This is a genomic window from Methanomethylovorans sp. (assembly GCF_041447285.1).
In the GTDB taxonomy this organism is placed as follows: Archaea; Halobacteriota; Methanosarcinia; order Methanosarcinales; family Methanosarcinaceae; genus Methanomethylovorans.
Genome location: NZ_JBGMEB010000023.1, coordinates 16,483 through 41,994, shown reverse-complemented (window position 1 = coordinate 41,994; position 25,512 = coordinate 16,483). Strand labels below are relative to the sequence as shown.

General features: G+C 40.3%; 20 protein-coding genes. 14 read left to right on the top strand and 6 right to left on the bottom strand.

Annotated features, from left to right (window positions below; translation table 11 throughout):
- Window positions 1-14 precede the first annotated feature (14 nt).
- From ACC612_RS12900 to ACC612_RS12850, 11 genes are all read left to right on the top strand, one after another.
- Window positions 15-668, top strand: a complete 654-nt coding sequence (locus ACC612_RS12900) for an HAD family hydrolase (protein ID WP_371854982.1) — start codon at window positions 15-17, stop codon at window positions 666-668.
- 62 nt (window positions 669-730) lie between these two features.
- Window positions 731-1,441: a tetratricopeptide repeat protein gene (locus tag ACC612_RS12895; protein WP_371854981.1), complete on the top strand. Its 711-nt coding sequence runs from the start codon at window positions 731-733 to the stop codon at window positions 1,439-1,441.
- 235 nt (window positions 1,442-1,676) lie between these two features.
- Window positions 1,677-2,939 carry a cysteate synthase gene (locus ACC612_RS12890; RefSeq protein WP_371854980.1) on the top strand — a complete coding sequence of 421 codons (1,263 nt, stop codon included), beginning with the start codon at window positions 1,677-1,679 and terminating at the stop codon, window positions 2,937-2,939.
- A gap of 4 nt (window positions 2,940-2,943) precedes the next feature.
- Window positions 2,944-3,708, top strand: a complete 765-nt coding sequence (locus ACC612_RS12885) for an ATP-binding cassette domain-containing protein (RefSeq protein WP_371854979.1) — start codon at window positions 2,944-2,946, stop codon at window positions 3,706-3,708.
- The gene (locus tag ACC612_RS12880) at window positions 3,705-4,403 is read left to right on the top strand and encodes a GTP-binding protein (RefSeq protein ID WP_371854978.1); all 699 of its coding nucleotides are present in this window, start codon (window positions 3,705-3,707) and stop codon (window positions 4,401-4,403) included. Before ACC612_RS12885 ends, ACC612_RS12880 begins: the two co-directional genes overlap by 4 nt.
- On the top strand, window positions 4,396-5,058 hold the full coding sequence (locus tag ACC612_RS12875; RefSeq protein WP_371854977.1) for a (Fe-S)-binding protein: 663 nt from the start codon (window positions 4,396-4,398) through the stop codon (window positions 5,056-5,058). The genes ACC612_RS12880 and ACC612_RS12875 overlap by 8 nt, the downstream gene beginning before the upstream one ends.
- 24 nt (window positions 5,059-5,082) lie before the next feature.
- The gene (gene comD / locus ACC612_RS12870) at window positions 5,083-5,586 is read left to right on the top strand and encodes a sulfopyruvate decarboxylase subunit alpha (protein ID WP_371854976.1); all 504 of its coding nucleotides are present in this window, start codon (window positions 5,083-5,085) and stop codon (window positions 5,584-5,586) included.
- Window positions 5,586-6,152, top strand: a complete 567-nt coding sequence (gene comE / locus ACC612_RS12865; RefSeq protein ID WP_371854975.1) for a sulfopyruvate decarboxylase subunit beta — start codon at window positions 5,586-5,588, stop codon at window positions 6,150-6,152. The genes comD and comE overlap by 1 nt, the downstream gene beginning before the upstream one ends.
- Before the next feature lie 148 nt (window positions 6,153-6,300).
- Entirely contained in the window at window positions 6,301-6,606 is a 306-nt protein-coding gene (locus ACC612_RS12860; protein WP_371854974.1) for an MscL family protein, read from the top strand.
- 296 nt (window positions 6,607-6,902) lie between these two features.
- Window positions 6,903-8,414 carry an ATP-binding protein gene (locus ACC612_RS12855; RefSeq protein ID WP_371854973.1) on the top strand — a complete coding sequence of 504 codons (1,512 nt, stop codon included), beginning with the start codon at window positions 6,903-6,905 and terminating at the stop codon, window positions 8,412-8,414.
- Between the two features lie 323 nt (window positions 8,415-8,737).
- Entirely contained in the window at window positions 8,738-10,579 is a 1,842-nt protein-coding gene (locus ACC612_RS12850; protein WP_371854972.1) for a PAS domain S-box protein, read from the top strand.
- 344 nt (window positions 10,580-10,923) lie between these two features.
- On the opposite strand, the gene ACC612_RS12845 is transcribed toward ACC612_RS12850, so the two are convergent.
- The 6 genes from ACC612_RS12845 to ACC612_RS12820 form a co-directional block, all read right to left on the bottom strand.
- The gene (locus tag ACC612_RS12845) at window positions 10,924-13,890 is read right to left on the bottom strand and encodes a tetratricopeptide repeat protein (protein WP_371854971.1); all 2,967 of its coding nucleotides are present in this window, start codon (window positions 13,888-13,890) and stop codon (window positions 10,924-10,926) included.
- 314 nt (window positions 13,891-14,204) lie between these two features.
- On the bottom strand, window positions 14,205-16,205 hold the full coding sequence (locus ACC612_RS12840; RefSeq protein ID WP_371854970.1) for an amylo-alpha-1,6-glucosidase: 2,001 nt from the start codon (window positions 16,203-16,205) through the stop codon (window positions 14,205-14,207).
- Complete coding sequence (locus ACC612_RS12835; RefSeq protein WP_371854969.1) at window positions 16,192-18,159, bottom strand: glycoside hydrolase family 15 protein; 1,968 nt, start codon at window positions 18,157-18,159, stop codon at window positions 16,192-16,194. The genes ACC612_RS12840 and ACC612_RS12835 overlap by 14 nt, the downstream gene beginning before the upstream one ends.
- Window positions 18,156-18,965 carry a V4R domain-containing protein gene (locus tag ACC612_RS12830; protein WP_371854968.1) on the bottom strand — a complete coding sequence of 270 codons (810 nt, stop codon included), beginning with the start codon at window positions 18,963-18,965 and terminating at the stop codon, window positions 18,156-18,158. The genes ACC612_RS12835 and ACC612_RS12830 overlap by 4 nt, the downstream gene beginning before the upstream one ends.
- 21 nt (window positions 18,966-18,986) lie before the next feature.
- Window positions 18,987-20,198, bottom strand: a complete 1,212-nt coding sequence (locus ACC612_RS12825) for a glycoside hydrolase family 57 protein (RefSeq protein ID WP_371854967.1) — start codon at window positions 20,196-20,198, stop codon at window positions 18,987-18,989.
- Window positions 20,195-21,304, bottom strand: coding sequence for an alpha-amylase (locus ACC612_RS12820; protein ID WP_371854966.1), 1,110 nt, complete (start codon window positions 21,302-21,304; stop codon window positions 20,195-20,197). The genes ACC612_RS12825 and ACC612_RS12820 overlap by 4 nt, the downstream gene beginning before the upstream one ends.
- Window positions 21,305-21,468: 164 nt before the next feature.
- Between ACC612_RS12820 and ACC612_RS12815 the strand changes: the two genes are divergently transcribed.
- From ACC612_RS12815 to ACC612_RS12805, 3 genes are read left to right on the top strand one after another with little or no spacing between them, the layout of a single operon-like run.
- Window positions 21,469-23,286 (top strand): glycosyltransferase, encoded by a 1,818-nt coding sequence (locus ACC612_RS12815; protein WP_371854964.1) that lies wholly within the window; start codon window positions 21,469-21,471, stop codon window positions 23,284-23,286.
- A 38-nt stretch (window positions 23,287-23,324) separates the two neighbouring features.
- Window positions 23,325-24,305: a DUF4931 domain-containing protein gene (locus tag ACC612_RS12810; protein ID WP_371854963.1), complete on the top strand. Its 981-nt coding sequence runs from the start codon at window positions 23,325-23,327 to the stop codon at window positions 24,303-24,305.
- Window positions 24,306-24,327: 22 nt separating this feature from the next.
- Window positions 24,328-25,500, top strand: a complete 1,173-nt coding sequence (locus ACC612_RS12805) for a glycosyltransferase family 4 protein (protein ID WP_371854962.1) — start codon at window positions 24,328-24,330, stop codon at window positions 25,498-25,500.
- Window positions 25,501-25,512: the final 12 nt, after the last annotated feature.

Sequence of the window (25,512 nt, the reverse complement as noted above, 5' to 3'; positions counted from 1 at the left end):
CAGGTTCTGCCATCATGCTCAGGTCCATTATTTTTGATATGGATGGGGTACTGGTGGATTCCATGCCTTCCCATGCCGATGCCTGGATAGCGGTCTCAAAAGAAGTAGGTGCCGAGGTATCCAGGGATGATGTCTATGAAGTAGAAGGTGCAAACCACATACTGGGTATAGAATGGCTCTTTGAAAAGGCCGGTAAGCAGGTAGAGCCTCATTTATATGAGGAAATCAAACGCAAAAAAGTAGAATATTTCAGTGCTAATGCATCTATCGCTCCTTTTGATGGAATGTTCGAGTGCCTCAGAGAACTCAAGCAACATTTTTCCCTTGCTGTAGTCACAGGCTCCGACAGATATACAGTTAACGGGATTATGGATGATTTCTTCCCTGATGTTTTCGATACTATAGTATGTGGCGAAGATGTTCACTATGGAAAGCCCTACCCAGACCCCTATCTTAAGGCAGTGGAATTGCTCAGCATCGAAAAAAGCGAATGTATGGTAGTGGAAAACGCACCAATGGGAGTGGAGTCTGCAAAGAGGGCAGGTCTTTTCTGTGTGGGTGTGCCAACATATGTACCTCCCTTTAAATTGAATGCTGCTGATATTGTATTGAGTGACCATCCTTCTTTGTATGAATATCTGGAAAAACTTACGCCTTCAGGGAATTAGAAAAGTTTTAATTTTGGCTATTCACATGTATAATTGATCAAATTATAAGTTGGGGATACATTATGAATCAAAATCAGAGCATCTCTGATAGCATTGAAAGCCTTAAGGAAGAATTTAAAAAAGAACCATCTCTGGAAAGGATGGTACAGATAGTCGCTGCGTATCATGAGCAAGGCCTCACTGAAAGAGGCATTGGTTTTGCTGAAGCCTTACTGATGCAGATAGATGATGAAAAGGACAGATCAATGCAGATGGGCATGATAATGGAACTCGTGGGCAGAAATGATGATGCACTCATATACCTGGACAAAGCCCTTAAGATATCGCCGGCCGATCCTCAGGCATTGCATGCCAAAGGCATGATACTAACTATAAACGGAAGGTTTGAAGATGCCACGGTCATCTACCGTAAACTAAGAGAAGCAAACACATCCGATATACAGGCAATATCAGGTATGATCCTATGTCTGTTTGGTGAAGGACGGCCAACTGATGCTCTTGCTCTGTATCAGGAATCTACAGCCACGCTTCCAAAAACACCACATGACTGGCATCCAAAAGGTATGATAGATGGCATAGTAGCTGGATATTTTGAAGCAAATGCATCCGGTGATCATGGAATGGCCCCGGAGAAAATTAAAGAAAGCTTCAAGCGTATGGAAGATATAATCAGGAACTTTGGAGCCGAGGTGCAGATGTTCTACACAATGGGCGAGATTTCTGGCAGGGAAGCGTATAATAAAGTCCTGGAGAATAAGAAGATTAGAAAATGATAAGATTATTTTCTCGTTTCATTTTTTAAAAAACACTTATTTTCTGGCTTTTTGGGACATTGCTGGAAAGCATTCGATATTCAAAAGCAGAAGACATAAATTAATATAATTGGTTTTAGTGTAAGATCACTTTTGTATCCTTAATAGGAAATCACCTACATACTTTTTATCCGAATATGGATAATATAACCCGATCCAAGGAAACATATTTATTCTGGATTATCAAGTTGGCTTCATGCATAAGTATTCTGTCAGATGCCCCACCTGTGGCGAGGTGCAAGATCCAATGTCTTTGGCATGCAGCAAAGGACATGATTCACTATTATGCACCTCTTATAAGACTTCACAGTTGATTCCCAGAGATCTGCCAGGGATATGGAAATTCTATGATTGGCTTCCTGTGGATGACATTATCCCTAATGGCACCGGCAAAACAATAACATATAAAAGTGAAGCCTTCGCCAAGGAATTGGGTCTTTCAAACCTGTATGTAGCTTTTAACGGATACTGGCCGGAAAAGAATGCTTCCATGATGACATGCACTTTCAAGGACCTGGAAGCTTTCCCAACCATGCAAAGACTGCTGGAAAGACAGGACAAAAGGATAATGGTTGTTGCTTCAGCAGGGAACACGGCCCGTGCTTTTGCACATGTGTGTTGCATAACGGGACAGCCATTATTGCTTGTAGTTCCGGAAAATAGCGCTCATAGGCTCTGGACCCTTCATGAGAATACATCTCCGATATGCCTGGTAACTGTGGAAGGAGATTATTATAATGCCATTGAAGTTGCTAACAAAGTGGCCGCAAGAGAGGGATTTGTAAGTGAAGGGGGAGCAAAGAACGTGGCTCGTAGAGATGGTATGGGTACGGTGATGCTGGATGCCGTACTTGCTATGAAAAACCTGCCAATGCACTATTTCCAGGCAGTAGGAAGCGGTACAGGCGGAATCTCCGCATGGGAAGCTTCCATGAGGCTTATTCAGGATGGCCGTTTTGGCAGTGTACTGCCACAACTGCACCTTGCACAGAACCTGCCATGCGCCCCTCTTATCAGTATGTGGTCAGGCAATACTTCAACTAAAGACATATTGAATGGAAATTGTCCAAAGGATATGTACGATGATGTGCTTTTCAACAGGAAACCTCCATTTTCTCCAAAGGGAGGTGTGCGAGATGCACTACAAGCAACAGGTGGCAGGATGTATGGTATTGATAATGCTGCTGCAGCACATGCACAGCAGTTGTTTGAAAAATTGGAAGGCATTGATATAAATCCGGCTTCTGCTGTTGCTGTTGCTGCTCTTATAGAAGCTGTGGATAATGAAAATATCGGCCATAATGATAGTATCGTTCTTAATATTACAGGCGGGGGAGTGGAAAAGTTGCGCAGGGATCACAACCTGAATTCTATTACACCTGATATGAAGGTCTCTGCCCATGACCCGGAAGCAGAGTTGAAGATCGTAGAAAAAGTTTCAGAGAAGTTTAAGAGGTAGGAAAATGAGAGATGTTACAACACTGACCATTCTGGGTGGTGTCAACAAAGAAGGAATTCCAGAGTGCATTGACAGAATAGACGTTAACAAAGGCGAGATAATAGGCATCGTTGGCCCAACGGGATCGGGAAAGAGTACTCTCATCGATGACATCGAGCAACTTGCAAGAGGAGATACTTCTTCTGGCAGACACATACTTATTAATGGCGAAGTGCCAGACTCTTCGATAAGAGTAGACCCCCGGCTTAAACTGGTGGCTCAGCTCTCGCAGAAAATGCACTTTCTGGCAGATATGACCGTAGAGGATTTTTTGGTAATGCATGCACGAAGCAGGGGGAAGGGACCGGAACTTATACACCGGGTTTTGGAGCTTGCCAATACCCTTACCGGGGAACCCATAGCTCTACATCACCATCTTACCGCACTGAGCGGCGGGCAGTCGCGTTCTCTCATGACAGCCGATATTGCGGTTATCAGTGATTCTCCTGTAGTACTGATTGATGAGATCGAAAATGCAGGTATTAGAAAGCAGGAAGCTCTGGAACTACTTGCTTGTGAGGGCAAGATAGTAGTAGTAGTAACCCACGATCCTGTACTGGCACTCATGGCCACCCGCAGGATAGTAATGAAAAACGGGGGCATGGTGGACATTATTACTACAAGCTCACAGGAACAGCAGGTTTGCTGCAAGATAGCTGAAGTGGATAACTGGCTGCTCTCCCTCAGGGAAACCATTCGCAGGGGAGACCTTGTTGAGGGTACAGTATGAAACTTATCGTACTTGCAGGCACGCCAGGCTCAGGTAAAACCTCTGTGCTGCTTCACACAATAAAAGCTCTTGTATCCCTGGGAAATTCCCCTGCAGTGGTCAAAATAGACTGTCTTTGGACCGATGATGATCAGAGATTCCAGAGGCTTGGTATACCTGTGCAAGTAGGTCTTGCTAAAGATATGTGTCCGGATCATTATACTATTTACAACACAGAAGACATGCTGAGATGGGCAGAAACCCAGGGTTCTGACATGCTGCTTAATGAAACTGCAGGTCTTTGCCTGCGATGTGCTCCTTATCCTGATAATTGTCTTGCTGTGTGTGTTATAGATGTGACCACCGGTCCTAACACTCCCCTTAAGGTAGGTCCACTACTCACAACTGCAGATGTGGTAGTAATGACAAAGGGAGACGTGGTTTCTCAGGCAGAAAGGGAAGTATTCAGGGAAAGAGTACTGGATGTGAATCCCAGATGCTGTATTGTGGAAGCAAATGGACTTACAGGGAAAGGCTCTTTTGAACTTGCTGAACTGATACGTGCTTCTCATGATACTGGAATTGATATGAAATTAAGGTATAATCCCCCTCTTGCCATTTGCTCCCTGTGTACTGGCGAAATGAGAGTGGCACGCAAGCACCACATGGGAGTCCTGCGCAGCCTTGATGGATCTATGGAGTACAGGGGTGAGTGAAACAGTGGATAAGATCCTGTCCCTCTTGCCTGGATACAATTGTGGTAGCTGTGGTTTTAGGCAATGCAAGGATTTTGCAGCACAGATCACAGATGAAGCAAGCCTGATGCGATGCCCTTTCCTTGAAAGAGAAATATTCAAAAAGAATCTGGAGCAGTTAAAAGAGATCGTAGGTAAAGAAAAAAACACCGAAAAAGAAGTAGAAAAGGAAAAAGAAGTAATTGGCATTATCGATGGTCTTAAAGCCGATTTTTCACTTGGCCCCCTCTATGAAGAATGTTCCTGCAGAGAGGACATTCATCCCCTGGATGGTTCTCTTGAGGTAGAAATCGGAGATATATTACGCTACAGGCCATTAGGCTGTCCGGTCACGCACTTTGCTAAAGTGATAGATAAATCCCCAGGCATATTCACTGTGCACATAGTAGGACCCTTGCACAGGCTTGGAAAAGATGATTTTTCTTTTAAGGATGCAGGGTTATGCATGATCCTTGCTTTCGAAGGCATAGTTGTGAAAGGAAAAATTCCATCAATGTGCCAGACAGTGAAATTCCTTCCTGAACACTGTATGATGCAGAAAGTGCATTCCGGTATCGTGGTCTCTGTAGAGGGCCGCAGACTCCGTATAGAAGCTATTGACCTCAAAGTATGGTAAACAAAAAACAATTGAGGATCAGATATGGATAACAGCCCTTCAGCAGCAGTTCTCAGAGGCATGAAAGAAGCAGGTGTGGATTTAGTGGTCAGTGTACCCTGTGTGAACCTGAAAGACCTTATATTAATGGTCGAAAACGACCCGGAAATCATACATGTGCCGGTCACAAGAGAAGAAGAAGGAGTAGGCGTATGTGCAGGAGCATATATGGGTGGAAAGAGAACTGCAATGTTAATGCAAAATTCAGGTCTTGGAAATTCCATTAACGCCCTCGCTTCGCTTAACAAACTGTACGGAATACCCTTGCTCATGATAATGAGTCATAGAGGAGTGGAAGGAGAGCCTGTTTGTGCACAGGTACCCATGGGGGAACTTACCCCAGATTTGCTGAAAACAATGGATATCCCAGTTTTTGTGCCAGCTTCAAAACAGGAAGCAGAAGATATGATAGTTGAAGCTGTGTTTACCTCTCAGGAAAAGAGATCTCCTGTAGCTGTATTGCTCAAAATTGGTTTCTGGAGGTTATGATGATACGTATCGATGCTATCAAAGTAATTGCAGAAAAAGCCAAAGAAGATGGCTCATTGCTGATTAGCAATATAGGCGTCCCTTGTAAGGAGTTGTATTATGTCTGTGACATGCCGGGTAACTTCTATATGTTAGGTTCTATGGGACTTGCGTCATCCATTGGGTTGGGTTTATCCCTTGCTAAACCCCAAAAACGTGTAATAACCATCGAAGGCGATGGCTCTACACTTATGAATTTAGGCAGTCTTGCCACCATAGCAAGCCAGCACCCACCAAATTATCTATTGATAATAATTGATAATGGCACATACGGTTCCACAGGTGATGAACCTACAGCCACATCCTTGTATACTGACCTTGCAGCTATGGCAAAGGGAGCAGGGATAAAAGAAGTACACACCACCAACACATCAGAAGGACTTAAACAGTTACTTGAAGACATAAAGAGTGGGGTCATAGTTATAAAAGTACAGCCCGGAAATGCACAGGTGCCTGTTATAGATATGTGTCCTGAATCTATATTAGAGAGGTTCATGGCTGAAGTTTCGCACACCACAAAACTCTAAGTGTACCCATATTTCCTATTTTCAGCATGCATAGAAACAAGTTACTCTTTGTTTTCAGCAGCTCTGCTTAAATATCCACACAGAGTTGCGTAATATTAAAATATTATAATCCCCCAACTTATATTAATCTTTAAAAAGGAGGGTTTGCATGGGTCTTATAAGCGAATTTAAGGAATTTCTATATGAATATAAGGTAATACCACTGGCTATCGCCTTTATTATGGGTATTGCAGGTACAGCACTTGTAAAATCATTTGTAGATAACATTGTTATGCCAATAATTACTCCATTTGTTCCCGGAGGCGCATGGCAAACTGCAACAATAGCTATTGGACCTATTGTTTTGAGTTGGGGCGCATTTTTGGGAGAGGTAATTAATTTCATAATTATTGCATTTGTGGTATTTATTATTGCGAAGAAGGTTCTGAAAGAGGAAAAGGTCGCCAAGAAATAATTCTCTTTTCTTTTATTTCCTCTTCATACTTTTTCTTTTTATTCGACTTATTGAAGGAATATATATTTCAATTTAGTCACACTCATTTATATTAGAATAAGTATAAATAGTCGGGAACATGAACCTGCAATTTATCGCCCAAACGATAAAATGCTCAATGAGGTAAACTAATTGATACCAAATGTAGCTCCTCAGAATATTTGTTCTCAAAAAAAGATATATACAGCTACATCTTATCGTCTGCTGCAACAAACATCAGCAATTGATGCAACGTTTTTCTTTAGCGGTGATGTACCATGAAAGGCTCCAGAATCCTCGTAGTTGAAGATGAAAGAATAACGGCTCTTGACATCAAATATAGATTGGAGGATTTGGGATATATAGTAACAGCGGCAGTATCTTCCGGACAAGATGCCATTGAGAAGGCAGAAGAAACAAAGCCTGATCTTGTACTAATGGACATAATGATAGATGGAGACCTGGATGGAACACAAGCAGCTTTTCAGATACACGCCCGCTTTGGTATACCAATAATATATCTCACTGCCTATGCTGATGAGAAAACGCTTAAAAGAGCGAAGATTGCAGAGCCTTATAGCTACATATTAAAGCCTTTCGAAGAAAAAGATCTCTATACGAACATAGAAATTGCACTATATAAGCATCGTGCAGAGCAAGAGCTCAGGGAAAAGGAAGAATGGGTCTCAGCTACTCTGAAAAGTATAGCTGATGCTGTGATAGTCACAGACACGTCAGGATCAATTAAGCATCTGAACCACATGGCTGAGATACTCACCGGATGGAACGAATCTGAAGCTCTTGGAAAACCGCTAAATGAAATATTACAGGTATCCTATGCAAATGGAAAAATGATTGATGATCTTGTCTTTAAAGTGCTGGAAGATGGAGCATTTAAAGGTGGGGAAGGCGAAGACATAGGATTGCTAAGGAAAGATCTGAGAATCCCAATTTCAATTACAGGTACTTCCATAAAGAACGAAAGAAATATCTTAATGGGCATTGTCTATATTTTTTCAGACATAACCACACAGAAGCAGGAAAAAGAAAGTCTTCTGAATGCAAAGCTAAGTGCTGAAGCTGCAAATAGTACAAAGAGCGAGTTCCTGGCTAATATGAGCCACGAACTACGCACACCTCTTACATCCATAATAGGTTTTTCAGAACTTCTTCTTGAAGAAGCTTATGGAGAACTTAATGATAAACAACGAAAGTACTTGAACAATGTATCATCCAGTGGAAAACATCTTTTGGACCTGATCAATGGCATCCTTGATCTTTCAAAAGTAGAAGCCGGGAAAATGCAGATGACATATGAGCAATTCAATGTCGCTGAAGTGCTAAATGAAATTAATTCAGTTATAGCTCCTCTTGCATTGAAGAAAAATATTACTCTGGAAATCAGCATAGACCCAAACCTGCACAATATTCGAGCTGATAAGCTGAAATTCAGACAGATCATGTACAACCTTGCAAGCAACGCAATAAAATTTACAAACGAGAATGGTCACGTATACGTAGAAGGAAATCTTTCTGAAAAACTGGCAAAATTCAAAGTGAAAGATGATGGTATAGGCATTTCTAAGGAAGACCAGCTTAAAATATTCAATCCATTTACACAGATAGATTCTTCAAATACCCGTAAGTATGAAGGGACAGGTCTGGGTTTATCCCTCGTGAAAAAGTTTGTGGAATTGCATGGAGGTTATGTCTGGGTGGAAAGTGAACTCGGCAAAGGCTCAACATTCTCATTTATTATACCTTATGAAGGTGTGCATCCGTCATCATAGACATAAGTGACTGAAAAGTGGCAGGGAGAAACTCAATAGGAATGACCTTCCAGAAATGCCATTGCTCAAGCATAAGTCCTGTTTTAGAATGATGAATCTGGACTTTGTGGTATATGAAAACTGCAAACCAGAGAGCCTCTTTTCTGTACAAGAAGACTGTACTTAAATATATATACTATAATTAATATTAAATAAATGTGTAAATAATCTGCTCTGCTGGTAAATCCCAATTAAATCTAAATGCATGAGATCGTATTAGATTTTTGAGAGATTCACACAGCGAGGAGCAAAGTAATAATTCTTTAATTAATTGGATGGAAATAATGAGCAATGCCAAACCTCGGTTCACTATACTTGTTGTAGATGATGAGCCAGTCAATGTAGAGCTGCTTGAAGCTTATCTGCATTCGGAACATGACGTGATCACTGCTTTCAATGGATTCGAAGCGATTGAAAGTGCACGCAAGAATAATCCCGATCTTATCCTGCTAGACATAATGATGCCGGATATAAACGGATTTGAGGTTTGTAAGCTCCTTAAAGGTTCTAAGGATACAGAACATATTCCAATCATAATGGTTACTGCACTCTCAAACCGTGATGATCGAGCACGGGCAATAGAAGTTGGAACCGATGATTTTCTTACAAAACCAGTTGATAGAGTATCCCTCAAAACCCGTGTTAACTCTCTTTTAAGGCTTAAAGCACTTCAGGATGAGATCGTAAGAGAAAGGGATCAGGCACAGAACTATCTGGATGTTGCAGGTGTGATGTTCCTTGTGCTTGATAATGAAAGGAACGTAAAGCTCATCAACAACAAAGGCTGTGAAATCCTCGGCTATATTGAAGAAGAAGTTATTGGAAAGAACTGGATAGAGTATTTTGTACCTGCTTATCTGAAAGAAGAAGCTGAGAAGATTTTTAAAGATGTGACAACGTCCTCTGCTTCCAGAAATGTTGTTGTGGAAAATGTATGTCTCACAAAACAAGGTACTGAGAAAATAATCCGATGGAACAATGTGGCACTGCGTGATGCTGCTGGCAATATCACTGGCACACTTAGTTCCGGGGAAGATATAACCGATGCAAAGAAAGCAGAATCTTTGATCAATATTCAGAAGATCGCAATGGATTCGGCTTCTGATGGTCTGGCTATCCTTAATGAAAAAGGAGAGCATGTGTATACAAATGAAGCACATGCCAGGATGTATGGCTACGAGTGCTGTTCCCAGCTTATAGGCAAAACCTGGGAGCTGACATACGATCCTGTTGATTTTGACATATTCAAAACACAATACTTGCCGGAGTTATTGGAAAAAGGTAAATGGACCGGAGAAAACCGGGGTAAGAAAAGGGATGGCACATTCTTTTTCCAGGAAGTATCGCTCACAAGGCTTGACAATGGAGGAATTGTCTGCATTGTGCGGGATATAACATCCCGCAAAGAAGCAGAGAACAGGCTGCAGGAATATGCCCGCAACCTCAAACGTTCCAATGAACTAAAGGACCTGTTCATTGATATCATGAGCCATGATATCCTCAATCCTGCAGGCGTAGCTAAAGGATTTGCGGAAATACTCGAAAGTGAAGAAACAGATAAAGACAAGCTTCACAACCTTGGCATCATTCAAGATAGCATTTCTAAAATACTGGATACTATTACCAGTGCTGCTAACCTTGCACGGCTTGAGAGCGTTGATGAGATAGAATTCATAGATCTGGATCTGAATTCTATGATCCTTGAAGCTATTGATGCATACAACTACGAAATACATAAAGTTGGTCTGAAAATAGAATATCAGGAAAGTGGTCCATACTATGCAAAAGCAAATCCCCTTATAAGTGGTGTTATTACAAACCTCCTTTCAAACGCTTTAAAATACGGTTCTAAAGGAGGAAAGATCAGAATAAGAGTTGATGATTCCAATAAAGAATGGAAAGTGGTGCTCACTGACTTCGGAGATGGAATCGCAGATTCTGACAAACCTTCCATCTTCCAGAGGTTCAAACGCCTTAATGTTGGCGATATCAAAGGACACGGCCTTGGACTTGCAATAGTGAAGAGAACTGTAGACCTGCATGGAGGCAGGGTCGGTGTGGAAGACAACCCCGACGCTAAGGGTACTCAGTTCTGGTTTACAGTAAAGAAAAGCATTAACATTTAATGTTAAAATGTATTTAATATCTAATAGTTTTTTGTACAATCTTTGATATCGAATTATTATTGCATTTATTAAATATATCACGGTCACAAGTGTATATAATAATTCATTATCAGTAGCATTCAACTAAATAGAATGGGCTATTTTTCAGTTTAATACTTTTTGAATGTCTATTGTAATCAACATCATCAGCTTGAAATAACTATTTTGTACCTTTAGACAAAATCTCAAATAGAAATATCCCTTGAGAATATAGGATTCTACAGGCTAAAATTGCATTAACTCGTTTTTGCGTATCAATTGTGGGTATTCCTAAAAGCTTGTAGAGACATTGAAATCTCATATAGTTATGATCCAAGTTCTTTATACCTTTTCTCCATTTGGATTATATTCTGGAGTTGCAACTCTTTTAAACTAACTTTATACAGTGGTTCATTAAAAGTGGGCATTAATGGATTAAACTCAATTGGTAGAGGTGGGGCTTGTAATTCAATTTCAACATCAGTTCCTTTTATACGTTTTATCGAGGGAAATAGCAAAATAAAAACTAATAAAAATATTGAAAGAATATATATATTCCAGTTTATGTAGCTATATACAACACTAGAAGACCCCGCTTTGTTCAGGTCTAGTAATAAAGTATAGTTTTTTGACAATAAAGGGTGAAATAATAATAAGATAGAGATTAAGAGAGAAATTCCTAAAAACACTAATCTTTTAGGCCAGCGATTAATTGGTGAGTTCCACCACCATGTCCAGAAAGAGGGTTTTATTTGAGAATTCCAGAGATTATTTGATATTCTTCGAGCAGCCTCTTCAACAGGAATTCCAGATTTTAATCTTAAACATTGTTCAAATTTTGAGATAGCTGTTTGTAAATCATTTATCTTATAGTAACAACATCCAAGCAAATATAATGCATATGCATTATATTTTATGTTTGCAGTAAAATTCAATTTTTCCATATCACATATGAGTAAGAATAATTCTTCGTACCTTTTATTCTGTTTAGAATCATGTACAAATTCAGAAATTAAAAATCTTGTATATGAGTGTAAAAAAAAGAACCTAAGATTGAAGGGAGCCGATGAAATAGCTTTTTCAAAATATATGATGGCATTTTTGTAATCATGTTCTTTAATTTTGATCTCTCCAATTAAATCCATAACCTGACTATCTTCATTCATATTTGGATTTTTGACAAGGAGTTGGTTGATTACTTTATTTGCACCATCAACAGAACCTACATTTAATAAAAGCTGTGCTAAATTTATATTAGCATAATAATTATTTGGATCTATAGATAATGCCTTCTCAAACGAGGAACCACTTTTATCATATTTACCAATCATATAATATGCTATTCCCTTACAATTCCATACATCGCTGTCCACTGGATATTTCTTAATTAGTTTTTCAAAAATATTCAGGGATTCATTATATTTTCCCTGTTCAAGATATTTTAATCCCATCTCATAAATGTCACGGGAACTATAAAGTTTATTTTTACAGAATAGTCTGAGTTCCTCAAAACGCGACCGATTTAAGTCTTGAGGTTTCATTTGACTGATAACCCTACAGATAGATTCATATGCTTCATCATATCTTCCAAGCTCAAATTTAGCAATTGACTTATTGTAGATAGCATCAATATAATCTGGTTTAATAGCAAGTACTTGATCAAAATATTTTATAGATAAATCATAATTAGATATGGAATAGTTAACAATACCTAAATAATATAGAGAAAATAGATTATCATTTTCTATTTTTATGACACTTTCAAAAGTTTCAATTGCTTGGTCATACTCTTCAAGAGCATAATGTGCAAGACCTTTATTATTTAAACAATATGTAAATTTATCATTGATTTCTCTTGCTTTGTCGAATTCATTAATAGCTTCTTTATACATATTACTAAAATAATAGGAAAGGCCTATATTGTTCAATGCATCTGGATCTTTTGGATAAATACTTAAAGATTTAAGAAATGCTTCTCTTGAAGAAACATAATCATCAAGATAAAGGAAGGCTAACCCCTTGCAATACCATAAGTCCCCGTCGTTTTCATTAAATTCATGTTCACTATTAAGAACACTTATAGTATTCCTAAAAGCATCCTTTGCTTCGTTAACTTTTCCGCTTTGTAAAAGTGAAAAACCTTTGCTATTCCAAGCATATGCGTATTGAGGATTTATTTCAAGTGCTTTATCATATGCAGTTATGCAATCTCTTTCAGTGTATTGAAGACAAAGACCTTTGTAATACCACAATTCAGCATTCGGTATTACTTTAAATTCTTCTTCAATAGTTTTTAAACATAAATTAAAAACTTCCACTGACTTGTGCCATCCATCTAAAGTTTTACTAAGTACAAGTCCTTTTTGTATTAACGATCTTATATAAAGCAAGTTTTGTCCAAAACCTTTTGGTTTTATTTTTTTAAAGGATTCTATTGCTTTGTGATATTCTCCAAACTTATGCTGAATTAAACCTAATTCATACCACGAAATTTCATATTCAGGTGAAATCATGGTAGCTTGTTCAAAACTTTTCAAAGCATCTTCGGATTTCCCTTGTTTAAGAAAACAAAGTCCTCTATAATACCATGCACCAGCGTCTTTAAAGTTATTAATTTCTAAGACCTTACGGAAGGCAAATTCTGCATCTTTATAATTCTTTAAATTATAATCAGTAAGACCTTTATAGTACCATGCCCCGGAATATTCAGCATTAATTTGTAAAGCCTTTTCAAATAAAGGCAATGCTTCATTATATTTATTGGTTTCATAAAGAATGATACCTTTATCACACCAACCTTGATCAAAATCTGGTTTGAGTTTTGTTAGTTCTGTAAATGATTCGAAAGCTTCAGTGCGCTTTCCAAGTATGTGGAAGATGTGGCCTTTTTCGTACAATGCCATGTAGTAGTCTGGTTGTATTTTTAAAGCTCTGTCAAAATGCTCTATTGCTTCTTTGTTTTTATTAAGTCCTTGAAAACTACGACCATAATAGTACCAGAAATTTGCATCATTCTCACAACATTTTATTATTTCTCTAAAAAGTTCATTTGCTTTATTATATGCATATCCTGCTGACTCATCTTGACCGAGTTGGCCATATGAAAGACCTTCATAAAGCCATGTAATAGCAATGTCGTTCTCTAGAGCACTTTCAGTACGTGCATTTGTACAATCAATTATAACTTGATTGAAATAGCAATTTGCTTCTTCCTTTTTTCCTTTTTTACATAAATTAAAACCCTTTTCGAATTTATCTTCAATGCATTTAAAGGAATCTGCAAAGCTACCCATCCCATTCACCACTTATATTAAGTATTATCTATTATATTTATTCATTGGTTCCTATTTAAGTTCCCATGTGGAAAGAGTATACGAGCAGGAATTGTAAATTGGAAATGACAGTACAGTTAGATTTTTGGTCATGTAGAAAGTCTATTGAAATCAATATGATTTGCCTTAAAAATTGATATTTCAACAATACCAGTATACATTTAAATATAAATTTCAATGTAGATCTCATTGGAAAATTGAAGATTTCTACAGCCGGAAATTGAGGTATTCAAATTAGGTGCTCTGTCATTTCTTCGAACGCTTCTGTTCTTATTTCACCTTTTAACCAACACATCCTCAGAATACGCACGCAGGATCTCAGCCACACTCCATGCCTGTGACACACATCCTCTGGATATATGGGGTTCATTGCCATCAAATATTTCTGAAATGCTCCCAATACCTGCTTCTGCAAGATGAGGAATAAATCCGTCCAGCAGCTCTTTTGCATACATTCTGCTTCTTAAGGAATGACCTTTTGTCTTGCAGTAGGCAGATACAAAAGGTCCCAACAACCAGGGCCACACAGTTCCATTGTGATAAGCCATATCTCTTTGAAGGACACTACCTTCGTATTTACCAATATAGTTCGATTCATAGGGTGCCAGTGTCCTTAAGCCTCTGGGTGTCAGCAAATACTGCTGCACTTTTCTGACAATGCTTTTTTCCTTCTCCTGATCGAGCATACCATGAGGTAATGACACCGCTAATATCTGATTCGGTCTTAATGATCCATCATTGTATTCTTTACCTTGTGGATCATAACCAATACAATCGAAAAGACAGCCCTGTTGTTCATTCCAAAACGTTTTCTCAAAATTTCCGCGTACCTTTTCAGCCTTTTCTGCAAAACTTTGGTCTTCTATTCCAATCTTTAAAGCAATCTTTGAGGCAATGGCCAACGCATTGTACCACAAAGCATTGATCTCACATGCCTTGCCTTTGCGAGGTGTGATCTCAACATCACCTACTTTGATATCCATCCACGTCAGTTGACCATCATGACATAGCAGACCATCTGTGTCGGCTTTAATACCAAATTTCGTTCCTCTGGAATAGCTGCGAATTATATCATCCACTGTAGACCACATTTTCCTGACAGTAGGCACATCATCGGTATATTCAAGATACTTCCATAATGCATTGATGAACCACAGAGATGCATCCACTGTGTTATATGCATAATCATCACCACTGTGATCGGGGAACCTGTTAGGGATAAGCCCATCCCTGCAATTCTCTGCAAACGTGGAAAGTATGCTTGCAGCAAGTTCATATCTGCCGGTTACAAGTGTAAGGCCCGGTAATGAGATCATAGTGTCTCTTCCCCAGTCCGAAAACCAAGGATAACCTGCAATAATAGAATGCTTTCCGGTTGAATTGCGCATGACAATGAAACTGTCTGCAGCCATAACAAGCTTTGAGGGAAGAATATCTGTATAGTTTAAACCCTGGCAGATCATGGAAATGCGTTTATTTTCAGCTTCGTACACCTTGCGTACAGAAGATAAAGAGATATTAATTATCTTTTCATTAGAAGCAACTATAAAGATCTCATTGATCCCCTGCACAAGGTCCACTTCAAAGTAGCCGGGATGGAAACAGTCTTCATGATAATCATAGCCTCTTTCCATTTCAGCAGCATATTCAAAGTTATAGTACCAATCGCTTGCAGGAACGTAAGCAGCATTTGAGACAAGATGTAGTTTTAACGTGCTTTTTTCCCTGGAACTGACCATCACTGTAGTTCCATAACTGGATGATTCCTGTGATATTCCATTGTGCTGCCGTGTTAATTCATGGAAATCCCGCATGCTTGCAAGAGGATGTACACGCATTCTGCAAATTCCTTTATCTGGAGGCACATTAATATTGTACTTTATAAAAACAGTATTTTGCCCATGTTCCATGAATAATGTTTTAACTATTTGAATACCATCAACATCATATTTCCATGATGGTATGGGACCATCAACAAATTCCCGGATATAACTGAAACCCTGAGGATGGACAACATCCGGATATTTATGGCAGGAAAGTTCGTGAATAATGCTACCTATATGTATTTCTTCGTCAAGAGAAGATAAAAGAACCATTCTGTCAACAGGAGGCTCCATAGACGCCACCAGCAAACCATGATATTTTCTGGTGTTCATAAAAGAAATGGTCGAAGAAGCATATCCTCCTAATCCGTTGGTTATCAGCCATTCCTTTTGGCACAGTTCACCGCGACTATCCTTGACAACAGAGAATAGAGTTCCTTCATATCTTTCCATCCTTTGCCTCCGATAGTTTTTCGAGAAGAAGTATATTATCGATCATCAAAGCACAGCTCCAGCCTAAGGGTATAGCCCAGGCAGGATGGCCTTTTTGCTTGTCTACCTGTTCAGGAAGCATACCGGCACTTGTTGTTCCTTTCAGAGCCCATTTGATATAGTTCACGGAACCCTGTACAAGTCTTGAAACCTCATTTTCGCTGTTTGGTTCGTTGCGAAGTGAATTTGCAAGAGTCAGCATTGCCTTGGATAACCATAAAGTAGTGACTACCCACGGATTGCCTTCAATATATTTGTCATTCTCGTATCTTTTTATGCCATTAGATCCGTTAACATTCACACTAAGCCTGCTTTCTATGGTGCTCAGCATTGAATAGATCATTTTCCTCTCCTGCGGGTCTTTAGGAGAAAGCATATTGAATGGTGTGAAAGTGCCGATCATACTGGCATCCACAGTGGTATCTAGCTTACCATCAGCAATGCATTTTGCAAAATATCCCTCTTCAAGCCACATTTTTTCTATGGTCTTGCTTTTTACAAGTTCAGCCCTTTCAAGCCAGCGTGATGCAAGTCCCCTTTCACTGTAAACTGTTGCTATGTAGGCAGCACCCCTTAAGCCGGCATATATAGCAGCTGAAGTATAACTGAATACACCGGCATATGTTTCCCATATATCCAGACAGGAATCATGCAGACCTTCTTGTGTGCGTTTCATTAGATACTCTGCACCTGTGAGAACAGTGATCCAGATATTTTCAAGGAACTCCGCTTTAGGAAGCCCCTTCAGACCATCGTAAAATGTGTACATGGCATACAGTGTAGCTCCGGTTTCGTCTATCTGGGTGGAATGATCAAAGTTTCCCCATGAAGGAGCAGTATTTCCGTCAAGCCAGTACCGCTGGAACCAGGAACCATCGGAAAGCTGTGTACGCCTGCACCAATGGAAGAACCTCTCACAATATTCCGGATATCCTGCATTGAGCAATGCCACTGCTACTTCTGAAACATCTCTGTTCCAGCAGTATCCGTAACCGCCACACATCTCAAAATCATGGTCGAACTCAGGAGCTGCCACAAAAGAACCATGTTTAGGGTCATTAAGTAAGTCAAGGGTGAGAAGAGAACGATTAAAAGCCTCTCTGATCTGTTGTTTGGTTTCCGTCATATCATTGAGCACTGACAGCTTTAGAAGCTTCTTTTTTGAAAGCCAGCGTATCCAGTCATCCCTTGATTTCTCAAGCATATAATTAACTGGCTCCTGAACAACCTCCAGCATCATCTTGTATAGCTGCGTTCTTTTCGCAGCAGCTCCTATGAATACTGTTATCTCCTTTGTCTCTCCTGCTTTAAGCTTAAGGTCCCACCCGACAACCGTGTTAAGATAACCGATATCTTCCTTGTTGCTGTGCAGTTTCCCGTCTTCCATGTCGTAGCGGGCATTGGTCCACCATATAGTATCCATTGCCTTGCCAACCTGCCACTGCTCAAAAGCAGGATTTGCTATTAGACCAATATAGTTATCCTGCCAGTACTGGGTAAGCAGGTGAATTTCCGGATCACAGAAAGCTGAATTCTTTTTATGCATTTCTCCTACACAGAGATTGGAATAATAAAAAAATGTACCACTGATATCCCTTTCTGTACTGATGGTATATCTGCGCACCATCACAGATGCAGTTTGGTGTGCAAAGTCCCGGATATTTATCTTAATACCACTGCTATGTACAAGTTCAGTGATGACGATATTCGTATCTTCAAGGTAATGTTGTGTGGAATACCATTCATGGTTATTGGTCCATAGAAGTCGGTTGTCTACTTGCAGGCAGGCAAGTGATTCCTCCACATGTTGGGCATAATCCCGGCGAGGATAAAAAAAACCGAATAATTCGCCCTTCTTACCCATAGTAACAAGAATTTTATCATTACCCAGTATTACATTAGGTTGCCTGATCACTGGATCTCCTCTTTCATAATATGTTCCATTTTTACCCCTTCAGGAGCAGGTGAAACTATATGTTCGCATACTGCATACCCCATGCTTTTACAGCTAACTTCACGCACCTGGAAAGTGTAGCCCATCATTTCTGTCATATAACCCGCAATGAAGCCGCTCATATACCCACATACAGGAAGATCACTGGGACCGTATGCATCTGCAATGAAAGATTCCCTTACTATGACCTTACCATTGTAACTATCTCTGTCAAAATCCATTTCCAGTTTTCCCCAGCCGGATGCAAGGAATAGTTCTCTTAGTATGGCCAGACAATTACTTTCGTCTGCCTTTATTATACCCTTAACATATTTTGCGGCACCTATACCACCCTTAAGGCCACTCAGAAGAAGCAGACCATCGGGCTGGATCACATTTTCCCTTATTATCCGTAGGATATCCAGAAAAGTCTTTGATCTTGCAATAACGGCTCTTTCCCCCAAGAAATTCAGAGGAAAATCCACTGAGTGTATCATACGATTTCCAGAGATACCGGATTCTACCTCAGTAATTCCTTTAATTTTGCGAAGCATTTCATTGATAGTATCTATCTGTACCTTTTCCTTGACCTCGGTAAAAAGCACATACTTTCCTTGTCCATCATGTTCCGTATTGTCAAGGTATGCAAACTTTAATTTCACTCCCATTTCACTAAGCACTGAGTTGATGTTAGCTTCAGCTCCCATATCTGTCTGATAATTGATGCTGAACCATACCACATGAGCACTCTCATCGCCCCTGGAAAACATGTATAAATCCCGTACCATAGTTACCCCCCTTTTCTCCCATTATTCATGGGCTTCAGCATCTAGAGCGTCCAATTTTCTGAATACCATAGATTTAAAGTCCATGAGAACTGCCATGTAATTGATAGCAGCATCAAATGGCGATGAATGAATGCTAAAATACGAATGCACATCACCATCACCAAGCCATTTGGTACACATATAATAGAAATGATCTGAAGTGAGCAGATGCTTCCAGATATTGATGATCTCCGGGTCTTTAGTTTTGTACACATAAGGACCTAGCATCTTGACATCTTCAAAGCATCTTCTTTGCATATCGTTACCCAGCCATGCACTGGTATCGCGTTCGCTGTCCGCCCAGGAGATAGTGGAAAAATCTCCGACATCGATATCATCTACGGGATCATATCTGCTGATAATTTCAGAAGGAGTACGGAAAGCCAACTTCCTGTCTAAGACCTCTGCAGGTAATGCTTTCAGGAATTTGAAGATGCCTGTTTCCTCCCACTGATGCTCACCAAAGGTCTCATAGTCCATAAAAATGTTCAAGGTATTTCCAGGAGTAAGTGAAGCCCAGCTGGCCCATTTTTCTGCAGTGAGAGGATATTCCGGCCACCATCTTGAAGAGAATCTGTAACCGATGTCATCGCTAAGTTTGTAATTACGGAGAAGTACTTTGATGTCTGAGCCCTTTGCACGATACACATAGTTCGGTGACCTGCGGCCAAGAAGATGTTCGGTACCTTCAGTGAGTATCGCTTTGTATCCCAGTTCTTCAACCGTGGCAGCAAGGCTGTTATTATAAAGCAATTCAGTATTGCGGAAGACTTGGGGTTCTACTCCAAGAAGCGTCTTCATGTTTTCCCGGTGTTCAAGTGTCTGTTCCCTGAACTCTTCCCGATCATCGAACAAACCTGCCAGAGAATGGTAATTCGTTTCTTCCAGGAATTCTACACATCCTGTATCTGCCAGCTGTTTAAAGGTTTCCAGCACATCTTTGCCCCACTTCTCACACTGGCTAAGCAACGTACCTGTGACTGAGAGACTTATCTTGAACTTTCCGCCGTATTCATCAATAAGGTCAAGCATGGCTTTGTTGGTAGGAAGATAACATTTACGCGATACCTTCTCAAATATATCCCTGTTAGCCTTGCTATCAAAATATCTGTCAAAACCCCTGTGTTCATCCGGCCAGAACCATCTTAACCGATATGGTTGATGGACTTCAAAGTAAAAGCAGACCGACTTCATGCACTCCCCTCCAAAATAGCCCTTCTGAAATCAGACAAAATGGATAAGTTATTTACTGCTCTTTCATACCCTGTTATGTTGACAGTGTTCATATCCAGGAAAATATCACTCTGCTGCAGATATCCGAACATATGACGCATATGAGGATTATCTGAAGCATCGGGATGTTCCCTTAGTTCTTGCCCTATTATCTCAAGTTCCTTCAGATAGAAATGCTGTGCATGATTTCCAAGCAGGCTCTCCATTCCATACCGAGCTGCAGACTCGGTTTTCAGCGTATCCAGCTTTACTTTATCAAATCTGCTCACTGCATCTTCAGGCTTGATCATGCTGATACCTCTTTCTTCAAGGCTCAACGGAAGATCTGCCAGAAACTGGAACATGCCCCCTGCTTTGCTCTCGTTCCAGGCTATTGAACCGTAATCCAGGTAAAGAGTGATAACATCGCCTTCAATGCGCTCTATCCAGGAAGCGAACTTGTCAGCTATCAATGGATATTCCTCCCATGATTTGTCGCAGAAACGCTTGCTGATGTCCTCGCTTAGATCTATGTGACGAAGCAGTGTTGGCATATCATCAGAATATACTCTTGAAGGCACATCTGCATGAAGCAGGTTTTTAGCTCCTTCTGCTATCATGCATTTCAAACCCAGCTTTTTGAGCACGCCTCCAGTATTTCCAGATATCATCAATTCAGGATTCACGAAAGCTAAAGGAGTGACACCAAAGAGCTCCGATACCTTTTTCATATGCATCCATACCTGCTCCTTAAAATCTGTGAGGTCAGGATAAAGAGCACTTAGAGAGTGATAATAGGTAGATGCAGCAAATGAAACATTTCCGGTATCTGTCAACTCTTTAAATGAATTCAGGACTTCTGGGTCCCATGGACACTGATCAAGAAATGTTCCCGAAAGATTCAGAGTATAGGCCGCTCCATTAGCAATAGATCTCTCCAATACCTTGTTCGTTCTCCTAATGTTTACTGCCATACGCTGAAAATCAGTAAAGATTCTCTCCTGATCAAAATAGGTCGAAATCTCAGGTATGCGATAACCATCAGCTGGCCAGTACCATTTCATATGAAATGGTAGATGTAAATCCACACACACACAAACCGATTCCATGATTAAATATATCCTCTCTCATTATTTTAGTCTATTGCACTTAAAAACAACAGTTTATATTCTAATGGATAGATATTAACACGATATTGTTTTATTGATAGAGGCCAATTAAACTTTTATAGAATCATCAGTGGGAATCAATCATGTTTGAACGAAAATGGTTAGTGATAGCAGGAGAAGAGGCTGGCCCGAAGTCGAATAAAATGGGTGGTATCTGGAATGTGATTGACGCCGAAGCCACTACTCTTGCATCCCTGATGAGTTCAGGAGCCATCAAGGATGAGATATTACCTGGAATTATAGTTGCAGGTCCATACTATGGACATGCAGGTACTGATTGGCATAAAAGCCTCAACCGTATCACTGATATGACTGGTTTTGAGCCTTATGAAACCGAGGATGAGGTTGCAGAAGCCATCACTGCCATGAAATCAAGAGGTATAGAGATCATTAGTGGTGTACGCCATTATAAAGGCATACCTATCATTTATCTGATGTTCAAAACAAATGATTTTTGCAGGATAATGTCTGATTACTCAGGTGCTACTATGTGCCTTTCCGATAAGGTAAAAGCTGAAGCTTTTTCCCTCATAGGCCTTGATTCACTTAAGTATGAGAATATGGGAAACGGCCAGGAATATACTCATTATCTTAATCTCTCGTATTCTATATCTGAATTCATAAGGGAACTTGTGACTATAAAAGCACAAAGGGCAAAAGAATTTGCAGATCAGGCAATATCTGATTTTGCTGCTTCCCTTATGCCCAGCATGCATGTATATCTGCATTGCCATGAATTTGGTGTATTTTATACGCTGGCACGGCTGCATAAATTAGGTTTATCCGTTAATTCAGTAGCTACATATCATGCAACATTGCCAGGGAGAGCTTCAGGACATCAATCGTTACAGAAGATCCGTCAGAATGATAGTACTTGGGATCCAAAAGTGCCTGAGAACCTCGCAAGACTTGAAGCTCTTTCTGTGAATGCCGATGTAGTAACCGCAGTAGGTGACTCCACGCGTAAGGAAGTCAAATTGTTCTACGGGATAGATTCGATAGTTGTCCGCAATGGTATAGATAACAATGGATTGGGCATTTCCATGGAAAAGAAGAAGAAATGCCGCGAGAAGATACAGACCTTTCTTTCAGAAAATATACATAAACTGTATGGAGGCGTGCCCATTCCTTCAAAGAGGATACTGCCTGTTTTCTCCATATCACGTATCGAGATCGAGAACAAAGGCTATCCTGACCTCCTTGACTCCCTCATGTTGCTGGATAGAATGGTAAAACTGCAGATAGCCGCAGGACAGCAGGATGAGGATATACGTGTAGTTTGCTTTATTATAGCAGCACACGGTCCAAAGTCAAATGTACCTGAAGGTTTCCCACTTAAGCTGCCGGATGAGATATTACAGGGAGAGGAAATAAGACTTCAGAGAATGATCAAGGAGAGGCAGCTAGAACCTGCGCAAATTATCACCGGAAGAAGACATGTTACAGCTGTACTTTATCCTCAGTGGATATCAGACCATGATGGCGGTCTTAATATGAACTCTGATGAGTTAATGGCAGGGTGTATTGCAGGGATATTCCCTTCAAGATATGAGCCTTTCCTGCTCACAGGACTTGAAGCAGGAAAAGAGGCTACACCAAGCATAGTCAGCAAGGTGTGTGGTTTTAGTGATGCCCTTGCAAGCATCAAACGCCTCGTTATGGGCATGGGCGGGGTGATAGTTGTGGATAATATAGACCTTCCATACAATGAAATGGTATGCGATTACGCTCTTGCTATAGACTATTTCCTGGATACTTACATTGATGACAAAGTAAAGTATAGCCTTCTTTGCCAGGAAGCTAACCTGCTTGCAAAGGAGATGAACTGGCTGAGCCCTACAAAAGAATATTATGAGCTTCTTACGGGCGTATGCATAGTTCAGGAAGAAGAGGAAAACTGACTCTTGATAGTTTTTCAGATTAAGCAGGAGAAATACAAGTGTCTGAGATACGCAAACACTATTTCCTTGATGATTATTGCATAGTAGCCGCTGCAAGAGGTAAAAGGCCTTCTGATTTTTCTTCTTCACCGGAGGTCCAGAATGCTACAAGCTGTGTATTCTGTGCTGGAAGAGAAGACCAGACTCCACCTGCTCTGGCTGTATATAAGAATGGAAAGATCCTTCAGGACAGTAAGGATGAAGTTATTAGAGACTGGCAGATCCGTTGTATACCAAATCTATATCCTGCCCTCAGTCCTGAAGGTGCTGATACCCCCTGTCAATCGGGATATGGTTTCCACGAAGTAATAATTGAAACACCTCAACACGAGAAAAAGCTGACAAATTTCTCAGATGAAGAGATGTATCTGCTCATGAAAGCTTACAGGGACCGGGTCATTCATTACTGGAAACAGCCACAGATACGGTACGTATCTCTTTTTAAGAATTGGGGAAAGCAGGCTGGTGCATCCCTGGAACACACCCATTCCCAGCTTATCGCATTGCCTCTGATACCTCCTTCTATAAAAAGGGAGACAGATGTTATTCAGGCTAAAGGAGAATGTCCTTACTGTGAGATAGTATGCAGGGAATCTGCAAGTGAAAGATCCATTTATGAAAATAAATATTTCATAGCCTTTGCTCCTTATTGCTCAAAGGTTCCATTTGAGATCTGGTTCCTTCCAAAAGAACATGTATGTCATCTTGGAGCATTGTCAACTGAAATGCTGTTTTCATTGGGTGTTGCTATGCGCTATGTACTTTCCAGATTAGAAACAGTATTGGGATCTCCTTCTTACAATTATATGTTTTTCCAACTGATGAAAGACGATACATATCATTTGAATATCAGGCTCCAGCCCGTGACAAGTAAGATGGCAGGATTTGAGAAAAACACTGATATTTTCATTAATACCATGCCCCCTGAAAAGGCTGCTGAGTATTTGAACAATGAGATGTCCGAACAGGAAATACATTGAATGTTAATAAGTGTGGGATAAAATGAGAAAATTAAGAATAGGTATGTTCTCGTGGGAAAGCTTGTATTCAGTAAAGGTGGGAGGTATAGCTCCCCATGTTTCAGAACTATCCGAAGTATTAGCTTCAAAGGGTCATGAAGTGCATATATTCACCCGTAACCGCGGGTTAGATCCGCATTCGTTCATAAATGGCGTGCATTATCATCGAGTGGACCACGACCAATCAGGTGGCGTGGTAAACCAGATGGACAGAATGTGCGATTCCATGTACTGGATGTTTTTAGAAATGGTAGACAAATTCGGTCATTTCGATATCCTCCATGGTCATGACTGGCATCCGGTGAATGTACTATGCAAACTCAAAGCAGAAAAAGGACTGCCTTTCCTTCTCACATACCACAGTACAGAATGGGGACGTAACGGAAATGTACATGGGGATTGGTGGGAAGCTAAAACGATCTCACATCGAGAATGGCTGGGTGGTTATGAGGCTGCTGAAGTTATAATTACTTCAGAGGTACTTAAAAAGGAAGTTCAATTTCTATACCTAATACCAGATAATAAGATATCGCTTGTACCGAACGGGATATTTTTAAACAAAATGCATAGGGACATTGATCCAGGAGAGATAAAAAAGAAATATGGAATCCATTCACTCGCTCCTGTTGTTTTGTTTATAGGGCGCATGAGCTATCAGAAAGGGCCTGATATGCTTGTAAAAGCCATAGGAAAAGTATTGTCTCACCGGTGGGACGTACAGTTTGTATTTATAGGAGAGGGGGAAATGAGAGCCCATTGCGAATATCTGGCTGTTTCAACGGGTGTTAAGCATGCAGCTCATTTCCTTGGTTATGCTTCTGATAACGTTTCCAGAGACTGGTACAATGCTGCAGATATCGTATGCGTTCCAAGCCGCAACGAACCTTTTGGCATTGTTGTACTTGAAGCATGGGATGCGGGCAAGAGTGTGGTGGCTACCGATGCTGTGAAGCTTATTGAGAATTTCAAGAATGGGGTTACAGTTTACCAAAACCCGGATTCCATAGCATGGGGAATCAACTATGTACTGGATGGCTTGGGGAAAGCAGGTTTTGGAAACGAAGGGCGTAAGCTCATTGAAGAAGTATATAACTGGGATGAGATAGCCGATTCCACATTGAAAGTTTATGGCCGTTTACTTAAGGACAAAAAATAGAGTAGCTGAGTA

Bases quoted from the DNA above. Each gene is read 5' to 3' on its own strand.
- ACC612_RS12900 (WP_371854982.1), top strand. From the start codon at position 15: ATGCTCAGGTCCATTATTTTTGATATGGATGGGGTACTGGTGGATTCC.
- ACC612_RS12895 (WP_371854981.1), top strand. From the start codon at position 731: ATGAATCAAAATCAGAGCATCTCTGATAGCATTGAAAGCCTTAAGGAA.
- ACC612_RS12890 (WP_371854980.1), top strand. From the start codon at position 1,677: ATGCATAAGTATTCTGTCAGATGCCCCACCTGTGGCGAGGTGCAAGAT.
- ACC612_RS12885 (WP_371854979.1), top strand. From the start codon at position 2,944: ATGAGAGATGTTACAACACTGACCATTCTGGGTGGTGTCAACAAAGAA.
- ACC612_RS12880 (WP_371854978.1), top strand. From the start codon at position 3,705: ATGAAACTTATCGTACTTGCAGGCACGCCAGGCTCAGGTAAAACCTCT.
- comD (WP_371854976.1), top strand. From the start codon at position 5,083: ATGGATAACAGCCCTTCAGCAGCAGTTCTCAGAGGCATGAAAGAAGCA.
- comE (WP_371854975.1), top strand. From the start codon at position 5,586: ATGATACGTATCGATGCTATCAAAGTAATTGCAGAAAAAGCCAAAGAA.
- ACC612_RS12860 (WP_371854974.1), top strand. From the start codon at position 6,301: ATGGGTCTTATAAGCGAATTTAAGGAATTTCTATATGAATATAAGGTA.
- ACC612_RS12855 (WP_371854973.1), top strand. From the start codon at position 6,903: ATGAAAGGCTCCAGAATCCTCGTAGTTGAAGATGAAAGAATAACGGCT.
- ACC612_RS12850 (WP_371854972.1), top strand. From the start codon at position 8,738: ATGAGCAATGCCAAACCTCGGTTCACTATACTTGTTGTAGATGATGAG.
- ACC612_RS12845 (WP_371854971.1), bottom strand. From the start codon at position 13,890: ATGGGTAGCTTTGCAGATTCCTTTAAATGCATTGAAGATAAATTCGAA.
- ACC612_RS12840 (WP_371854970.1), bottom strand. From the start codon at position 16,205: ATGGAAAGATATGAAGGAACTCTATTCTCTGTTGTCAAGGATAGTCGC.
- ACC612_RS12830 (WP_371854968.1), bottom strand. From the start codon at position 18,965: ATGGTACGGGATTTATACATGTTTTCCAGGGGCGATGAGAGTGCTCAT.
- ACC612_RS12825 (WP_371854967.1), bottom strand. From the start codon at position 20,198: ATGAAGTCGGTCTGCTTTTACTTTGAAGTCCATCAACCATATCGGTTA.
- ACC612_RS12815 (WP_371854964.1), top strand. From the start codon at position 21,469: ATGTTTGAACGAAAATGGTTAGTGATAGCAGGAGAAGAGGCTGGCCCG.
- ACC612_RS12805 (WP_371854962.1), top strand. From the start codon at position 24,328: ATGAGAAAATTAAGAATAGGTATGTTCTCGTGGGAAAGCTTGTATTCA.